Here is a 15,795-nt window from a genome sequence, read left to right on the forward strand (position 1 = left end):
GGCAAAATAATACCGGAACTGTACCCTATGGTTCATGGGTACAGCGATCAGGAAAAGCAGCGCCATGACCAAGGCAGAATGGATCGTCGATACCCTGCGCCGCCAGATCGGGCAGGGCGCACTGGCCCCCGGCGGCGCCGTCCCCTCCATCCGCCGCGCGGCGGAGGATCATGGCGTTTCGCGCAATACCGTGGTTGAGGCCTATGAGCGGCTGGTGGCGATGGGGTTGCTGACGTCGCGGCGCGGCGCGGGCTTCTTCGTGACCGAGGCCCCGCGCCCCCACCGGCAGGAAGAGACGCCGCGCCATCTGGTCGAGGCCGTCGATCACATCTCGCTGCTGCGCGCGCAGCTTGATCAGAATTATGACGTGCGCGTCGGCGATGGCCGCCCGCCCGGAAGCTGGATGACGGCGACGGTGCCGCGCCGCCTGTTCGCGGCCTCGGCTGATGCCATCGCCGACAGTTCGGGCTACGGGGTGCCCAAGGGCAACACCTCCATCCGGGAACTGATCTCGGCCCGGCACCGCACGCAGGGCATTGAGCTGCCCGCCGAACAGATCGTCACAACCTTTGGCGGCAATCACGCGCTGGACCTGATTGTGCGGCGCTACCTGCGGCAGGGCGATTGCGTGCTGGTCGATGATCCGGGCTATTACCCGCTGTTCGCCAAGCTGAAACTGGCACAGGTGCGCTTTGTCGGTGTGCGGCGCGGGCCGGCGGGGCCTGATCTGGAGGATCTTGAGGCGAAACTGGCGCGTGAGGCGCCCAAGATGTTCTTCACCCAGTCGCTGGCCCAGAACCCCACCGGCAGCTCGCTTGACCTGCCCACCGCGCATGGCATCCTGCGGCTGACCGAAAAGGCCGGGTGCCGGGTGGTGGATGATGACCCGTTCATCGACCTGCCGGGGGTGGAGGGGGTGCGCCTTGCCTCGCTGGACCAGTTCCGCAACGTGATCTTTGTGGGCACCTTTTCAAAGATGCTCTCGGCCAGTTTCCGCTCAGGCTATATCGCTGCCGCGCCGGAAATCGCCGCTGATCTGGCGGAGCTGAAGATGATCACCTCGGTCAACAGCTCGCGGTTTTCCGAGCTGATGATCGCCGATATCATCCGCAGCCGCCGCTACCAGAAACATCTCAACCGGATCGCGCGGCTGACTGCCGATGCCGCTGATACTCTTGCCGCAACCCTGCGCGGGCTGGGGCTGCGCACGCATACGACACCGGCGCAGGGGTATTACACCTATCTGCTGCTGCCCGAGGGTATGGATGATCTGGCCTTCGCGCAACGGGCGGCGGGCGAGGGGATATTCCTGGCGCCCGGCACGTTCTTTTCGGTCGATCCCGCCAGCCACCGGCCCGGTATCCGCATCAACGTGGCACGGGCGAACCATCCGCGCTTCACCCGACTGTTGCGCAGCGCGCTGTGCTGAGGGGGCCTGCGCCGGGGGGCGGGCATCCTGCGGGTTTCAGGGGTCAGGGGCAGAAGGCCGCGCATGATATCACTGCGCACCCCTTGCAACACGGCACAAAAGCTGTGGTATTCTGGCCCCGGGCGAAAGCAGGCAGGATATCCATGACGCAGGCAGCAAAGACCCTCCTGCAGCGCCAGCCGGGCGCCGGGACGCTTCTGGTGGGCGGGGCCATCGGCATCGGCATGACCGCCGAGGCGGCGGTGCGGGGCGGTGCCGATTTTCTGCTGGCGCTGAATGCCGGGCGCTACCGGGTAATGGGCGCGCCCTCGGTCGCGGCCCTTCTGCCGATCGGCGATGCCAACAGCTTCACCGATGGCTTTGCGCGGCGCGAAATTCTTGACCGGGTGTCGGTGCCGGTGCTTTTCGGCGCGTCGTGCTTTGATCCGGGGATGAGCCCTGAGCGGCTGGTCGCGCAGACCCTTGATGGGGGTTATCACGGCATGGCCAATTTCCCCTCCGCCATCCATTTCGACGCCCGCTTCCGCCAGTTGCTGGAAGAGGCGGGTATCGGCTTTGAGCGTGAGGCGCGGATGCTGGCGCTGGCGCGGCAGGCGGGGCTGATGACCTTTGGCTACGCCAAGACCCGCAGCGAGGTGGCGCAGCTGATGGAGGCCGGGGTCGGCATGATCTGCCTCAACTTTGGCTGGAACGCCGGGGGCGTGCTGTCGGTGGCGCAAAGCTTCACCATATCCGAGGCAGCCGACCGCGCGCGCCGGGTCTTTGCCGCCGTCCGCGCCCGCGCGCCTGAAACGCTGTGCTTTGTCGAGGGCGGGCCGATCATCAGCCCCGATGACATGTTCCGCGTCTGCGACGAGGCGCGCGCCGATGGCTATGTCGGCGGCTCCACCCTTGACCGCGTGCCGCTTGAGCATTCGGTGACCGAGCGGACCTCGGCCTTCAAGGCGTTCGGTCTGCTCAAGCAGTCCGACAGCGCGCAGTCGCGCGAACTGTCGCGCGCGGCGCGGATCACCGGGATTGTCGGGCAGTCGGAATTCGTGCTCTCGGTGCTCGATCAGGCACTGCGGCTGGCGCGCACCGGCCTGCCGGTTCTGATCAGCGGGGCGGCGGGGCTGGGGCGGGGCACGCTGGCGCGCGCGCTGCATGCGCTGGCTGAGCGCCCCGGGCCGCTCCTGACCCTGCGCGCACCGGATGCGGGCACAGATGCCGAGGCCGTGCTCTTTGGTTCCGGCCCCACGCGGCGGGCGATGCTGGCGCGGCTGGGGGCAACCGTGGTGATTGAGGGAGCCGATGCGCTGCCGCCCGCCGTGCAGCGGCGGCTGGCGGACTGGCTGGAACAGGCCGGACACCCGCCCGCCGGCACCCAGCCCGCCGATATCGCGCGGCTGGTCCTGATCAAGCAACCGCCCGGCAGTGGTGGCACCGCGCTGGACCCGGCGCTTGCCCGGCGGCTGGAGCCGGGGCGCATCGACATCGCCCCCCTGCGCGACCGGCCAGAGGATATTCCGGCCATCGCGCGGCATATCCTGTCGCTGCTCGATGCCGGGCGCGCCCGGCACCGTCAGATCTCGGCCGATGGCTACCGGCTGCTGCTGGCGCAGGCCTGGCCCGGCAATATCCCTGAGCTGCGCGCGGTGATCGAGCGGGCGGCGGTGAATGCCGAGGGCACGGTGATCAGCTCCGCCGCGCTGTCTGCCGCGATTGGGGCAGCCGGGCCTGCCGCCGCTGACAGCGACACCCCGCAGGCAATGACCGAGCGCGACTGGCTGCTGGACGCGCTGCGCCGCAACCGCTTCCGGCGCGGCGATACGGCGGCCTTCCTGGGCATCGCGCGCAAGACGCTTTACAACAAGATGCGCCGCGCCGGGCTGCTGGAATAGCGCCTATCCATAGCGCAGGGCGCCATCGGCCAGCGCCATCGCGCCGTCCAGCTCGGTGCCATAGCCATCGGGCACCATCAGCCGCACCGGCAGATCGGTCAGATGCCGCAACGAGCGCAGCGCCTGCGCCGCGTCGCGCGCCGCCGCCGTGCGCATCCGCCAGTCAGCCATGGCCGGGCCGGGATGCAGCACCAGCGCGCCCACGCCCTGCCGCGCCAGCAGCGCCCCGCTTTCCGCCGAACCGGCAAAGCCCGTGACCGCAAACCCCGCACGGACAAATTCACCCAGTATCTCGGCCTCGCGCCGCATCCCCAGCCCGGCGCTTTCAAAGCCGTGGGCCGCCGCGCCGTCAATGATCTGAATGGTGGGGAAATTCGTCACCCGGCTGATACCCGCCGCCCGCAATATCTGCACGGCGTCACGCACCCGCAGGAACGGATCGGCACAGAAAAGCGCGGCAATCGCGTTCTGCCCGGCATCCTGGGGCAGCGCGCGCAGGGCGGCGAAGGCGCGGGCGTTCACATCCAGCACCGGCAACAGCGCCAGCAGGTCACGCCCCGGCACCGGCAGCCCCGCCAGCCACGGCGCCAGAACGCATTGCGGCACCCTTTCCGCCATTCGCTCAGGCAACGATTCGCCCTGCACGGCGGCAGGGCGGACGGCATCAAGGATGAGCAGGTCAGGCAATACGGGCATGAGCGGAACCTTGCAGCGCGATTACCCGATTTTACCCAAAATCCCCCGCAATAGCCAGTGGCGCGAGGGCATTCCGGCTGCAATGCTTAGACCATCACGACGACAATACCGGCATTCGCCGCGCGGGAGGAAGACCAACAGCGCGCGGCGAGGCCAAGGGAGGAACGCTTGTCGCTCCAGTTCATACTGACCGTCACCCTCAACGGGCTGACGCTGGCCGCGCTATACTTCATCGTCGCCAGTGGCTTTTCGCTGATCTTCGGGCTGATGCGCACAGTCAACATGGCGCATGGCGCGCTTTACATGGTGGGCGCCTATGTCGGCTTTGCGGTGTTTGACCCGCTCTACAGCTCATCCTGGGCGGATTATGCATGGCTGATCGCCATTCTGGCCGGCATCACCTCGGTCGCGCTGCTGGGTGTGGTGATGCAGGTGGCGCTGCTTGGCTGGATGCAGGGGCAGGAGCTGCGGCAGGCGCTGGTCACCATCGGCCTGTCGATCATCCTTGCCGATCAGCTTCTGGCCAACTTCGGCGGCAGCCCGTTCCAGTTCTTTGCGCCTGACATGCTGTTCGGCCCGGTGATTGTGCCGGGGATCGGGCGCTACCCGGTGTTCCGGCTGTTTCAGGTGGGGCTGGCGATTGCGGTGGGTGTGGGGCTGTGGCTGCTGCTCAACAAGACGCGGCTGGGGATCATGGTGCGCGCGGGCGTCGATGACCGGCAGATGCTGGCCGCCTGCGGCATCAATGTGCCGCTGGTCGCCGCAACCGTCTTCGCGCTTGGCGCGGGGCTGGCGGGGCTGGGCGGCGTGATCGGAGCCACAGCGCAGCCGATGGCGCTGGGGGTCGATGCGCGGTTTCTGCTGATCTCGCTGGTGGTGGTGATCGTGGGCGGCATGGGCTCCATCGGCGGCACGGCGCTGGGTGCCATCCTGATCGGTCTGGCCGAGCAATGGGGGCAGGTGCTGTTCCCCACCTATTCGGTGATCCTGACCTTCGTGATCATGGCTGCCGTGCTGGCCGTGCGCCCGCAGGGCCTGATGGGAAGGAAAATGGCATGATCATGATGACCAACCGCCAGTGGCTGCTGACCGGCGCGGGGGTGCTGGCGCTGGCGATGCTGCCGCTGTTCCTGCCCAATTTCTGGCTGGCAAACATTCTGGGCCGGGCGATGGTTTACGGGATTGTCGCGCTGTCGCTGACCTTTCTGGCGCATTATGGCGGGTTCATCTCGCTCGCGCAGACCATGCTGGCCGGGGTTGCGGGCTATTCGGTGGCGATGATGGCGCCCACGGCCATCCCGCTGGGGCCGCTTGCCATGCCCTATGGCTTTGCCATTCCGCTGGCCGTGCTGGCCGCCACGCTGGCGGGGGCGCTGGTGGGGCTGATCGCGGTCAACACGCGTGAGATTTACCTGCTGATGATCACGCTGGCGCTGGCCGTGGGTTTCAGCCTTTTCGCGCAGTCCAACACCCAGTGGTTCCGCGGCTATGAGGGGATCCGCAATATCGTCGGGCCGGAAGTGTTCGGCATGCCGTTCCGCACGCATATCGTGTTCTACTATGTCGCGCTGATCATGGCCGTGCTGATGTATCTGCTGGTGCTCTATGTCGTGCGCACCCCCTTCGGGCTGGCCCTGCAGGCAATCCGCGATTCGGCGCGGCGGACTGCGGCGATCGGCTTCAACGTGGCCTTGCACCGGATCGCGGCCTTTGCGCTGGCGGGGTTCATCGCCGGGTGGGGCGGGGTGCTGATCACGTTTTACAACATCGGCATCACGCCCAGCTCCATCGGGTTGTGGCCCACGGTGGCGGTGCTGGTCATGGCAGTGATCGGCGGGCTGGGGCACCCGCTGGGCGCGTTCCTGGGCGCGCTGATCTACGCGGTGATGGACACCTTCGCCTCAACCATCATCGGCCATGACCGCTTCAACACACTGATCGGGCTGGTGTTTCTGACCATCGTTCTGCTCTCGCCGGACGGGGTCTGGGGCATGGGGCAACGGCTGACGCGCGGACGCAGGCGCGCCACAGCAAAGAATACCGGCACAGCAGAGAATGCGGCCGGGGAACACTGACCCCGTGCCGGAGTGGCGGAACCGCGACCTGACCGCCTGTCACGCGAAAAGGGTCGACACTACCACCGCCAGCGTGGAGGAGCGCTGGCCCAACAGGGAAGAGACCATGAAAACACACCGTTACAAAACCGCAACCGCCTGGGCCATGGGCACCGCAGCCGCGTTCTTTGCGCTGTCGCCCGCGCAGGCGCAGGATGTCATCCGCATCGGCTCCATCACCACGCTGGAGGGGCCGTTTGCCACCGGCGGGCAGGATGCCTACCGCGCCATGGAAATGGCATTCGAGGCGATTGATTACACCGTCGGCGGCCACACCATCGAATGGACGCGGGAGTCGTCTGATGCCACGCCGGATGTGGCACTGGCCCGCGCCCGCAAACTGATCGAGCAGGACGATGTGCATATCATCATCGGCCCGCTTTCGGGTGCCGAGGGGATTGCGCTGCGCGACTATTCGCGCACGCTGACCGGGCGCACCATCGTCAACGGCTCGTCCGGGGCCGCCGATACCACCCTGCGCGACCCCTCGCCAAACTTCTTCCGCTTCAACACCGAGGGCACGCAGTGGATGGCCGGGCTGGGCACCCATGCCTATAACGACATGGGCGCGCATCACGTGGCGCTGGTGGCGGCGGATTATGCCTTCCCCTATGCGCAGGTCTTCGGCTTCATGCATGAATACTGCGAGTTGGGCGGGGCCGTGACCAAGCTGTGGTCGCCGCTGAATACCACAGACTTCTCATCGATCATCGCCCAGATCCCGGATGACGCCGATGCGGTTCTGCTGATTCAGGGCGGCACCGATGCGCTGGCCTTCCTGACGCAATATGCCGAGGTGGGTGGCGATCTGCCGATCATCGGTGGCTCCATCACGGCGGACCAGACGCTGCTTTCAGCGCGCGGCCCGCACCAGCGGCTGATGGAGGGTATGGTTGCCGCCGGGCCGATTGCCGATCTCAACGATGACCCGCAATGGCTGGAATTCGTCGCCACCTACCGCGAGCGCTGGCCCGATGGCTTTGATTCCCCCTCGATCCATGCGTTCAACTACTACACCAACACCATCGCAGTGCTTCAGGCGCTGGAAGAGGTGGGCGGTGATCTCTCCGACAATCAGGCCGCCTTTCAGGAAGCGCTGCGCAATGTCGAATTCACCAACCCGATGGGTGCCAGTGTCCGGCTGGATGACAACCGTCAGGCGATTTCCGACATCTACCTGACGCGCATCGTCAACGACAACGGCACCATGCGCACGCAGGCTTTCGGGCGCACTGAAGGGGTCAGCCAGACGATGGGCATGCCGACCGAGGAGTTTCTCGCGCTCGGTTCCCCCTCGCGCGACAACCCTGATTGCCCCCCGGCACGCTAAGGCCGGTCCTGCCTGCCCCGGGCGCTTCCGGGGCAGGCCCTCCCTCGACGGAAGATGACCATGAATTCTGTGTTGCCTGAAACCGGGCCTGAAACTGCGGCCCACACCGCCGATGCGCTGGTGCTCACCGGCGTGGGCCGCCGCTTTGGCGCGCTGGCGGCGGTCAGTGACGTGACGCTGTGCATCCGCACCGGCGAGCGCCGCGCCATTCTGGGCCCCAACGGCGCAGGCAAGACCACGCTTTTCAACACCATCTGCGGCGACTACCCGCCCACCTCGGGCACGATCCAGTATTTCGGGCAGGATATCTCACGGCTCAAACCCCACCAGCGTTCCCGGCTGGGGATTGGCCGCACCTATCAAAGCTCCATCCTGTTCAACGGGCTGACGGTGCTTGAAAACCTCTATCTCGCGGTGCGCGCCGCCCGGCCCGGCCGCTTTTCGCTGCTCAAGGCGGGCAAGGGCGATGCCGATGTCGCCCGCGCGGTGGCACTGGCCGGACGTGTGCGGGTCAGCGCGCTGCTGGAGACGCGGATAGACGCCATTTCCCACGGCCAGCGCCGACAGGTCGAAATCGGCATGGCGCTGGCCGGGGAGCCTAAACTGCTGATGCTGGATGAACCCGCTGCGGGCCTCTCGGCGGCAGAGCGCCCCGAACTGATCGCGCTGATCCGCTCATTGCCGCGCACCCTGACGCTGGTGCTGATTGAGCATGACATGGATGTCGCGCTGTCCAATGCCGATATGGTGACGGTGATGAAGGATGGCCGCATCGTGGCAGAAAACACGCCCGACCGCATCACCGATGACCCCATGGTCCGGGCGATCTATCTGGGGGAGGGGCATTGATGGCCGGGCACCTTGAAATCCGCGATCTTCAGGCCCGGTTCGGGCGGGCGACCATCCTTCAGGGCGTTGATCTGTCGGTCACCGGGCAGCCGCTGTCGGTGGTGGGCCGTAACGGCATGGGCAAGACCACGATGTGCTCGGCGCTGATGGGCATGGTTCCGGCCACCGGCAGCGTAAAGCTGGATCAGGCCGAGGTGCTGGGCCTTGGCACCGGGCGGATCGCGCGCAAGGGCATGGCGCTGGTGCCGCAGGGGAGGCGGATGTTTCCCTCGCTCTCGGTGCATGAGCATCTGTTGCTGGTGGCGCAAAAGGGCAGCCCCGCCTGGACCATCGAGCGCGTCTATGAAACCTTCCCCCGTCTGGCAGAGCGGCGGCGCAACGGCGGTGACCAGCTTTCAGGCGGCGAGCAGCAGATGCTGGCCATCTCGCGCGCGCTGTTGATGAACCCGAAGCTGGTGATCATGGATGAACCATCCGAGGGGCTGGCGCCGGTGATTGTCGATCACCTGATCGAGGTCTTGCGCGCCATCACCGCCGAGGGGATGGGCCTGTTGCTGATCGAGCAGAATCTGCGCGTCGCCACCGCCGTGTCCGATCAGGTGGCGATCATGGTCACGGGCCGGATTGCCGCCACCGTCGCCAGCGCCGATCTGGCCGCCGACCGCGACATGCAGAACCGTTATCTGGGGGTAAGCCATGGGCATTAGGCCGGTCTATGTCATCGGAACCTGCGACACCAAGGAGGAGGAGCTGACCTATGCCTGCGCGCGCATCCGCGCCGTGGGGGGCCGCGCGGTGCTGGTCGATGTGGGCACATCAGCGCCGGGCAAGGCGCCGGATGTCACGGCGGCCGAGGTTGCCGCCCACCACCCCGAAGGCGCGGGCGCGGTGATGGGCGGCACCGACCGGGGCCACGCCGTCGCCGCCATGGCCGAAGCGCTGACCCATTGGCTGCTGGCGCAGCCCGATATCGGCGCGGTGCTGGGGCTGGGCGGTTCGGGCAATACTGCGCTGGTCACACAGGCAATGCGGGCGCTGCCGGTGGGGGTGCCCAAGCTGATGGTCTCTACCGTCGCCTCCGGGCAGGTCGCGCCCTATGTGGGGGCCAGTGATCTGGGGATGGTCTATTCGGTGACCGATGTTGCCGGGCTGAACGCAATCAGCCGCAAGGTGATCGGCAACGCTGCCCATGCCGCCGCCGCAATGGCGCTGAACCCGGTGCCCGAGGGAGAGCGCGATCTGCCGGGCCTTGGCATCACCATGTTCGGCGTCACCACCGACTGCGTCACCCGCCTGCGCGCGCAGCTTGACGGTGTGTTCGAGGCTTATGTCTTTCACGCCACCGGCACCGGCGGCGCGGCGATGGAGAAGCTGGCCGATTCCGGGCTGGTCGCCGCCCTGCTGGATGTCACCGCCACCGAAGTGGCCGATTATCTGGTGGGCGGCGTCATGCCCTGCACCCCTGACCGCTACGGCGCACCCGCGCGCACCGGCTTGCCATGGGTGGGGTCGGTCGGCGCGGTGGATATGGTCAATTTCGGCGCGCGTGACACGGTGCCCGCGAAATTCGAGGGGCGTCAGTTTCTGATCCACAACCCGCAGATCACCCTGATGCGCACCACGCCTGAGGAAAACACCGCCATCGGCCATTTCATCGCGGAAAAGCTGAACCTGTGCCACGGCCCGGTGTCGCTGTTTCTGCCGCTGGGCGGTGTGTCGGCGGTCGATGTGCCGGGCATGCCCTTTCATGACCCGCAGGCCGATGAAGCCCTGTTCACCGCCATCCGCGAAACCTTCCGCGCAACCGACACCCGCCGCCTGACCGAACTGCCCCACGCAATCAACGACCCGGCCTTTGCCGATGCCATGGCCGCCGAAATCCGCAGGATGACCGCATGACCCAATCACCCCAAAGCCACCGCGACCGAGCCACGCTGATGGCGAAATTCCGCGCCATGGCCGAAAGCCGCATTCCCATCATCGGCGGCGGTGCGGGCACCGGCCTTTCGGCAAAAAGCGAAGAGGCGGGCGGGATCGACCTGATCGTGATCTATAACTCGGGCCGTTACCGCATGGCCGGGCGCGGCTCGCTCGCCGGGCTGCTGGCCTATGGCAATGCCAACGAGATCGTGCTGGACATGGCGCGCGAGGTGCTGCCGGTGGTGCGCCACACGCCGGTTCTGGCGGGTGTGAACGGCACCGACCCTTTCCTGCTGATGGGCCCGCATCTGGACAGGCTCAAGGCGATGGGCTTTGCCGGGGTGCAGAATTTTCCCACCGTGGGGTTGATCGACGGCACCTTCCGCCAGAACCTTGAAGAAACCGGGATGAGCTATGCGCTTGAGATCGACATGATCCGCATGGCCCGTGAGCGCGATCTGCTGACCACGCCCTATGTGTTCAGCGCCGATGAGGCGCATGAAATGGCGCTGGCCGGGGCCGATATTCTGGTGATGCATATGGGCCTGACCTCGGGCGGGGCGATCGGGGCGGAAACCGTGCGCTCGCTCGATGATTGCGTGCGCGACATTGATCTGTGGGCCGAAGCCGCGCGCAAAGTGCGCCCCGATGTTCTGGTGATCTGCCACGGCGGCCCCATCGCCACCCCTGAGGATGCCGAATATATCCTGCGCCAGACCCATCTGTGCCACGGCTTCTACGGCGCCAGCTCGATGGAGCGGCTGCCGACGGAAACCGCGCTCGCCAATACCACCCGCGCCTTCAAGGCGCTCACGTTCTGACAGGAGCATGACCATGGCTCAGGCCCTTGCCACCACCATCATCGACGCGCCCGTTGAAACCGTATGGGCCGTGCTGCGCGATTTCAACGGCATGCCGGTCTGGAACCCGGGTGTCACGCAAAGCACCATCGAGGACGGGCGCGATTCAGACAGCGTGGGCTGCATCCGCGCCTTCACGCTGGCAGACGGCACCTTTGTGCGCGAACGCCTGCTGGCGCTGGACGACAGCCGCTACCACATGGCCTATAACTTTGAGACCCCGGCCTTTCCGGTGGAAAACTACCTTGCGGTGCTGGAACTGATCCCCGTCACCAATGGCAACAAGACCTTCGTGCGCTGGCAGGCCTCGTTCGATGAGGGCGCGGGGGATAAGGGTAAATACGCCGCCCTCATCTCGAAAACGGTGTTTGCGGGCGGGTTGAAGGCGCTGGCCGCTCATGTGGCAAAGCACGGGGCCCAGCCCGCCGATGCGCAGCGCTGGCAGGGGCTGCGCCCGGCCAAGGTGTTTACCTCCAGCGTCATCCATGCGCCGGTGGCTTCTGTCTGGGAAAAGATGCGCGATTTCGCCGGGATGAAACACTGGCACGAAGACATCCCGCAGATGGAGATGATCGGCGGGGTGCGCGCTGACAAGGTATCTGGCGTGCGCGATTTCATCTTTGGCGAGGGGCAGTTGCATGAACAACTGACCTTTCTGTCAGACCGCGACCACGCCTTCCGCTACCGCATTCTCAAAAGCCCGATGCCGTGGATGAACTACCACGCCGGGGCACAGCTTTATCCGCTGACCGACACGGGCCACACCTTTGCCGTCTGGACCGCCGACTGGGTCGCCGCGCCCGGGGATGATCTGGAACTGATCCCGAATGTGCATGAGAATGTGTTTCAGAAGGCATTCGATACCCTGGACAGGCAGCTTTCCTGACCGGCGTCTGATGCGTTGTGCCTTGCCTGTTCGCATAATCCGCGTATTTTGCGCATATGAACAACGCGTATTCTGACCCTTTCGGGGATGATCCGGCACCGGGCGACAGCGCGGAGGAAGATCTGTGGTTTCTGCCCGGCCCCTCCGGGGAGGAGCCTGAACACCACCCGCTGCCCCCCGGGCCAAGGGCCGAAACCCCCGAAGCCGCCATTCTGGACGAATGGGCGCGCGCCGAGGCAGGGGTGGCGGCACGGCTTGCGCGGCTTGCCGGGCGGCTGGGGGCGCTGGATGACCGGCTGGCGCGCGGCCCCGAGGGCTGGCGCCACCGGCTGGCCCTGACCGAAGCGGCGGAACTGAGCTGGTTTTCCGGCGACCGGATCGGCGCGGAACGCCTTGCGCTCTGGGTCGCGCTGCGGCTTTCGGGCGTGCAGGATGATGCAGGCGCGCTGGCGCGGATGGGCTGGGCGGTGCGGCGGCTGACCGGGGGGCCGGGGCCGGAAGCGGGCTTGCAGGACTTTCTGGGCCGCCATGACCCGGGCGAAGAGGCGGGCAGCCCGCATGCCGACCCCCTCGCCGACCGGCTGACCGACCGCGCCGAAAGCTGGCAGGCGCTGATGCTGTCGGCCCGCGCGCTGCACCCGGTCACCCGCGCCTGTATGGGCTTTCACCTTTGGGCGCTGGCCGGGCTGGGCCAGCAGGGCGACCGGCTGGAAGCGGCGGTGACCGCCGCGCGGGTTGCCGCCAGCGAGGGGCGCGGGGCCGTTTTTACGCCGCTGGCGATGGGCGGGGCAGGGGGGCTGCGCGCCTCGGGCACGCCTGCGGTGCGGCTGGCGCGCTGGCTTGAGGGGATGGAAAGCGCGCTTCTGACCGCGATGCGCCATCTGGACCAGATCGAGGAATGGACGGCGCGGGCGCAAACCGTCATGGCCCCGCTTTCCGGGCGCACACCCGCCCTTCTGCGCGCGGCACTGGCCGACTGGCCGCTTCTGTCCGCACCCATGGCCGAAGGGCTGACCGGCGCCAGCCGCGCCGCCGTCCAGCGCAACCTGACATGGATGGAGGGGCAGGGCCTGATCCGCGAGGTGACAGGGCAGGGGCGGTTCAGGATGTGGCGCGCCGCCGTCTGAAACGGGTCTGACGCACCGTTTCCACCCTTGCCTTGCGCCCGCCCGCCCGGGTTATCCTGCGCCAGCAAGCGGCTACCCCCGCCCCGCTGACTGAGCGATTCTCAGCCCCCGCTGAAAAATCACCGCTCGTGCTCGCCGGCGGATTGGAGGATAGTCCGGCCAGGACAGGCGCGATGAACAGCAAAACCCCCCTCTTCCGGCCCCATGTGCCCCATGTGCGCCACGTGCCCCTCAACGCCCTGCGCGCCTTCGAGGCGACGGGGCGGCATCTGTCGGTCAAGGCGGCGGCGCATGAACTGGGCGTCACCCCTTCGGCGGTCAGTCACCAGTTGCGCGCGCTGGAAGAGGCGCTGGGGCTGGTCCTGATTCGCCGCACCGGCACGGCGCTGACCCTGACCGAGGCCGGGGCACGGCTGGCGCCCGAACTGGCCGCAGGCTTCGCGCGCATCCATGGCGCCGTCGCCGCCCTGATGCAGGAGCGCAGCAGCGGCCCCCTGCGCCTGTCGCTGCTGCCCACCTTCGCCGCGCATTGGTTCTCCCCCCGCCTCACCCGCTATCCGTTTGAAAAGGCGGGGTTCGATCTGCTGATCTCAACCTCGCAGGTGGCGGTGGATCTTTCGGCGGGGGCTGCCGATACCGCCGTGCGCCACGGGCAGGGCCAATGGGAAGGGCTGCGCGCCGATCTCTTGTTTACCGAAACCGTGGGCCTGTTCGCCGCCCCCGCGCTGGCGCGCCCCACGCCCGAGGCGATGCGCGCGGCAATCGCGGGGATGACGCTGTTTCTGTCGCAGCACCGGCGCGAGAATTATGCGCGCTGGAACGCCACCCTGCCCGGCGGCCCGGTGCGCCCGGCCGCGGTGATGATGGTCGATTCCGCCGGGCTGGCCCTGCGCGCCGCGATGGACGGGGCAGGCGTTGCCCTTGCCGGGGCCGAGATTGCGGCGTTTGATGTCGGGGCCGGGCGGCTGACCCCGCTTTTCAGCCATCGCGCCCAGACCGGCGGCGGGTATTATCTGGTCTATCCCGAGGCACTGGCGCGCGACCGCCGGGTGCGCAACCTCAGTCGCTGGATGACCGGAACCGCGCAGGAGACGCGGGCAGAAAACGGCGCACCCTGACCGGGAATGCGTAACAGGAAGGGTGCCATGTCAGAAATCACGATCCGCAAGCTGGGCGCGGCAGATCAGCCCGCATGGGAAGCGCTGTGGCGCGACAATCTGCTGCATTTCGGGGCAGGTGAGAGCGCGTTTGCCGCCCTTCCCGGCCTCTGGCAGCGACTGCTTGCCCCGGATGAACCCCTGCACGGCTGGCTGATGCTGCTTGACCACGCGCCTGCCGGGCTGGCCCATGTCGTGCTGCGCGCGCATACCTTCAGCCCGCGCCCGGTCGGCATACTGGAAGACCTCTGGGTGGCGCAGGCGGCGCGGGGAAGGGGGCTGGCGCAGGCCCTGATCAGACGGCTGGTGCAGGAGGGGCAGGCGGGCGGCTGGACAAAGCTGGAATGGCAAACCGACACCGGCAACCTGACGGCGCAGGCCGTCTATGAGCGCATCGCCGAACCTGTTGCCGTGCGGCGCTATCAGATCAGCCTGGCCTGAGGCGGCGCTTCAGGGCCAGTGGCCAGATCAATCACAAAACTGTCCCACGGGGCCGGTGCCGCGATCTTTTCATAAAGCCGCCGGGCAGAGGGCTGATCCTGCGGCACCAGCCAGCGCAGATGCGTCCAGCCCCGTTCCCTGCCGATACCGGCAAGCGCCATGATCAGCGCGCGCGCCACGCCTGCACCCCGGGCCTCGGGCGCGACGAACAGGTCATCAAGCTGCCCGGCGCGCCTGCCGGAGAGGATCTCGGGCAGATCAAAGGCATGGGCGAAACCGACCAGCCCGGCGCGGGTTTCCGCCCCCAGCAGCAGGGTGCCGGCACCAGCGCTGCCGATCAGCGCCTGCGCGGCGGGTACGCTCATCACCCCGGCGGCGCCATGCCCCAGCGCGGCGCGATAGGCGCTCACCAGTCCGGCCAGCCGGGCGGCATCATCGCGCTGCAGCGGGCGCAGGCGGGGGGTGTTGTCGCTTACCACGGGCCTTGCCGTGCCCAGTCTTCCGTCATTGCCATGCGGTCCCGGCCCCGGAAGGGTTCTCCGTCGACAAAGAAGAAAGGCGCGGCGAAAAAGGCATTGGCTGAAGAGAAGCCGAACCAGAACCCGATGCCGCTCATCGCTCCTCGCCGTCCCAGTAGCCCACCGCATCCCCGGCACGGAACACGGCACCGAAGCGGCGCTGCGCCTTGTCGGCACCGGGGGCGGCCCCGGCAACCACATTGACCTTGCCGCTGTCAGGATAGGTCATCACATCGGGTTCGCGCATCGAACTGATGGCGAGGTAGCGCAGCGGCTCGTCCCCGGTGGCGATAAGCTGATGCGCCGTTTCCGGCCCGCCCGCCGGGCAGACCGCCACCATACCGGGGCCGATCGCATGGCGCTGATCGCCAAAGCGCAACTCCCCGGTGCCGGAGAGCACCACGAAAAGCTCGTCATTGGCGTAATGGGCGTGAAAGGGCCATGCGGCCTTGCCGGGCGGAACCTCCTGCAGGCGCGCACCAAGGTGCCTTGCGCCCAGCGGCCCGGCGATGGCGGCCACGGCACCGGCAAACCCGGTGCCGTGGGAATGGGGGGAAAGCTCCAGATCATCAAGGCGCAGAACGGGGG

Annotated in this window: 16 protein-coding genes; 13 read left to right on the forward strand and 3 right to left on the reverse strand. The window is 67.3% G+C overall.

The window, feature by feature from the left end; genetic code table 11:
• The first annotated feature begins 64 nt into the window (after positions 1-64).
• Together V7Q53_RS12090 and V7Q53_RS12095 are read left to right on the forward strand one after the other, a co-directional pair.
• Positions 65-1,429 (forward strand): aminotransferase-like domain-containing protein, encoded by a 1,365-nt coding sequence (locus tag V7Q53_RS12090; RefSeq protein WP_333828810.1) that lies wholly within the window; start codon positions 65-67, stop codon positions 1,427-1,429.
• A gap of 143 nt (positions 1,430-1,572) precedes the next feature.
• Entirely contained in the window at positions 1,573-3,309 is a 1,737-nt protein-coding gene (locus V7Q53_RS12095) for a phosphoenolpyruvate hydrolase family protein (RefSeq protein WP_333828811.1), read from the forward strand.
• Positions 3,310-3,312: 3 nt separating this feature from the next.
• Here the strand turns inward: V7Q53_RS12095 and V7Q53_RS12100 are convergent, their stop codons facing one another.
• The gene (locus V7Q53_RS12100) at positions 3,313-4,005 is read right to left on the reverse strand and encodes a phosphoenolpyruvate hydrolase family protein (protein WP_333828812.1); all 693 of its coding nucleotides are present in this window, start codon (positions 4,003-4,005) and stop codon (positions 3,313-3,315) included.
• Positions 4,006-4,173: 168 nt separating this feature from the next.
• Here V7Q53_RS12100 and V7Q53_RS12105 point away from each other — a divergent pair, with 168 nt between their 5' ends.
• The 11 genes from V7Q53_RS12105 to V7Q53_RS12155 all read left to right on the forward strand — a co-directional run bounded on the left by V7Q53_RS12105 (position 4,174) and on the right by V7Q53_RS12155 (position 14,689).
• Positions 4,174-5,064 carry a branched-chain amino acid ABC transporter permease gene (locus V7Q53_RS12105; RefSeq protein WP_333828813.1) on the forward strand — a complete coding sequence of 297 codons (891 nt, stop codon included), beginning with the start codon at positions 4,174-4,176 and terminating at the stop codon, positions 5,062-5,064.
• Positions 5,061-6,080 carry a branched-chain amino acid ABC transporter permease gene (locus tag V7Q53_RS12110; RefSeq protein WP_333828814.1) on the forward strand — a complete coding sequence of 340 codons (1,020 nt, stop codon included), beginning with the start codon at positions 5,061-5,063 and terminating at the stop codon, positions 6,078-6,080. Before V7Q53_RS12105 ends, V7Q53_RS12110 begins: the two co-directional genes overlap by 4 nt.
• 106 nt (positions 6,081-6,186) lie before the next feature.
• Complete coding sequence (locus tag V7Q53_RS12115; protein ID WP_333828815.1) at positions 6,187-7,449, forward strand: ABC transporter substrate-binding protein; 1,263 nt, start codon at positions 6,187-6,189, stop codon at positions 7,447-7,449.
• A 60-nt stretch (positions 7,450-7,509) separates the two neighbouring features.
• On the forward strand, positions 7,510-8,298 hold the full coding sequence (locus tag V7Q53_RS12120; protein ID WP_333828816.1) for an ABC transporter ATP-binding protein: 789 nt from the start codon (positions 7,510-7,512) through the stop codon (positions 8,296-8,298).
• Positions 8,298-9,005, forward strand: coding sequence for an ABC transporter ATP-binding protein (locus V7Q53_RS12125; protein WP_333828817.1), 708 nt, complete (start codon positions 8,298-8,300; stop codon positions 9,003-9,005). Before V7Q53_RS12120 ends, V7Q53_RS12125 begins: the two co-directional genes overlap by 1 nt.
• Positions 8,995-10,197 carry a Tm-1-like ATP-binding domain-containing protein gene (locus V7Q53_RS12130; RefSeq protein ID WP_333828818.1) on the forward strand — a complete coding sequence of 401 codons (1,203 nt, stop codon included), beginning with the start codon at positions 8,995-8,997 and terminating at the stop codon, positions 10,195-10,197. Before V7Q53_RS12125 ends, V7Q53_RS12130 begins: the two co-directional genes overlap by 11 nt.
• Complete coding sequence (locus V7Q53_RS12135; protein WP_333828819.1) at positions 10,194-11,039, forward strand: phosphoenolpyruvate hydrolase family protein; 846 nt, start codon at positions 10,194-10,196, stop codon at positions 11,037-11,039. The genes V7Q53_RS12130 and V7Q53_RS12135 overlap by 4 nt, the downstream gene beginning before the upstream one ends.
• A gap of 13 nt (positions 11,040-11,052) precedes the next feature.
• A complete protein-coding gene (locus tag V7Q53_RS12140; protein ID WP_333828820.1) occupies positions 11,053-11,964 on the forward strand; it encodes an SRPBCC family protein in 912 nt (303 codons plus the stop codon).
• A 56-nt stretch (positions 11,965-12,020) separates the two neighbouring features.
• Positions 12,021-13,091: a hypothetical protein gene (locus V7Q53_RS12145; RefSeq protein WP_333828821.1), complete on the forward strand. Its 1,071-nt coding sequence runs from the start codon at positions 12,021-12,023 to the stop codon at positions 13,089-13,091.
• 173 nt (positions 13,092-13,264) lie between these two features.
• Entirely contained in the window at positions 13,265-14,209 is a 945-nt protein-coding gene (locus V7Q53_RS12150) for a LysR substrate-binding domain-containing protein (RefSeq protein WP_333828822.1), read from the forward strand.
• Between the two features lie 27 nt (positions 14,210-14,236).
• Positions 14,237-14,689 carry a GNAT family N-acetyltransferase gene (locus V7Q53_RS12155; protein WP_333828823.1) on the forward strand — a complete coding sequence of 151 codons (453 nt, stop codon included), beginning with the start codon at positions 14,237-14,239 and terminating at the stop codon, positions 14,687-14,689.
• Here V7Q53_RS12155 and V7Q53_RS12160 read toward each other — a convergent pair.
• Both V7Q53_RS12160 and V7Q53_RS12165 read right to left on the reverse strand, forming a co-directional pair.
• On the reverse strand, positions 14,671-15,168 hold the full coding sequence (locus tag V7Q53_RS12160; RefSeq protein WP_333828824.1) for a GNAT family N-acetyltransferase: 498 nt from the start codon (positions 15,166-15,168) through the stop codon (positions 14,671-14,673). The genes V7Q53_RS12155 and V7Q53_RS12160 overlap by 19 nt on opposite strands.
• Positions 15,169-15,301: 133 nt before the next feature.
• A partial coding sequence (locus tag V7Q53_RS12165; RefSeq protein ID WP_333828825.1) for a cupin domain-containing protein occupies positions 15,302-15,795 on the reverse strand: 494 nt, incomplete at its 5' end.

It is taken from the genome of Pararhodobacter sp. (assembly GCF_036802785.1).
Taxonomy (GTDB): Bacteria; Pseudomonadota; Alphaproteobacteria; order Rhodobacterales; family Rhodobacteraceae; genus Pararhodobacter.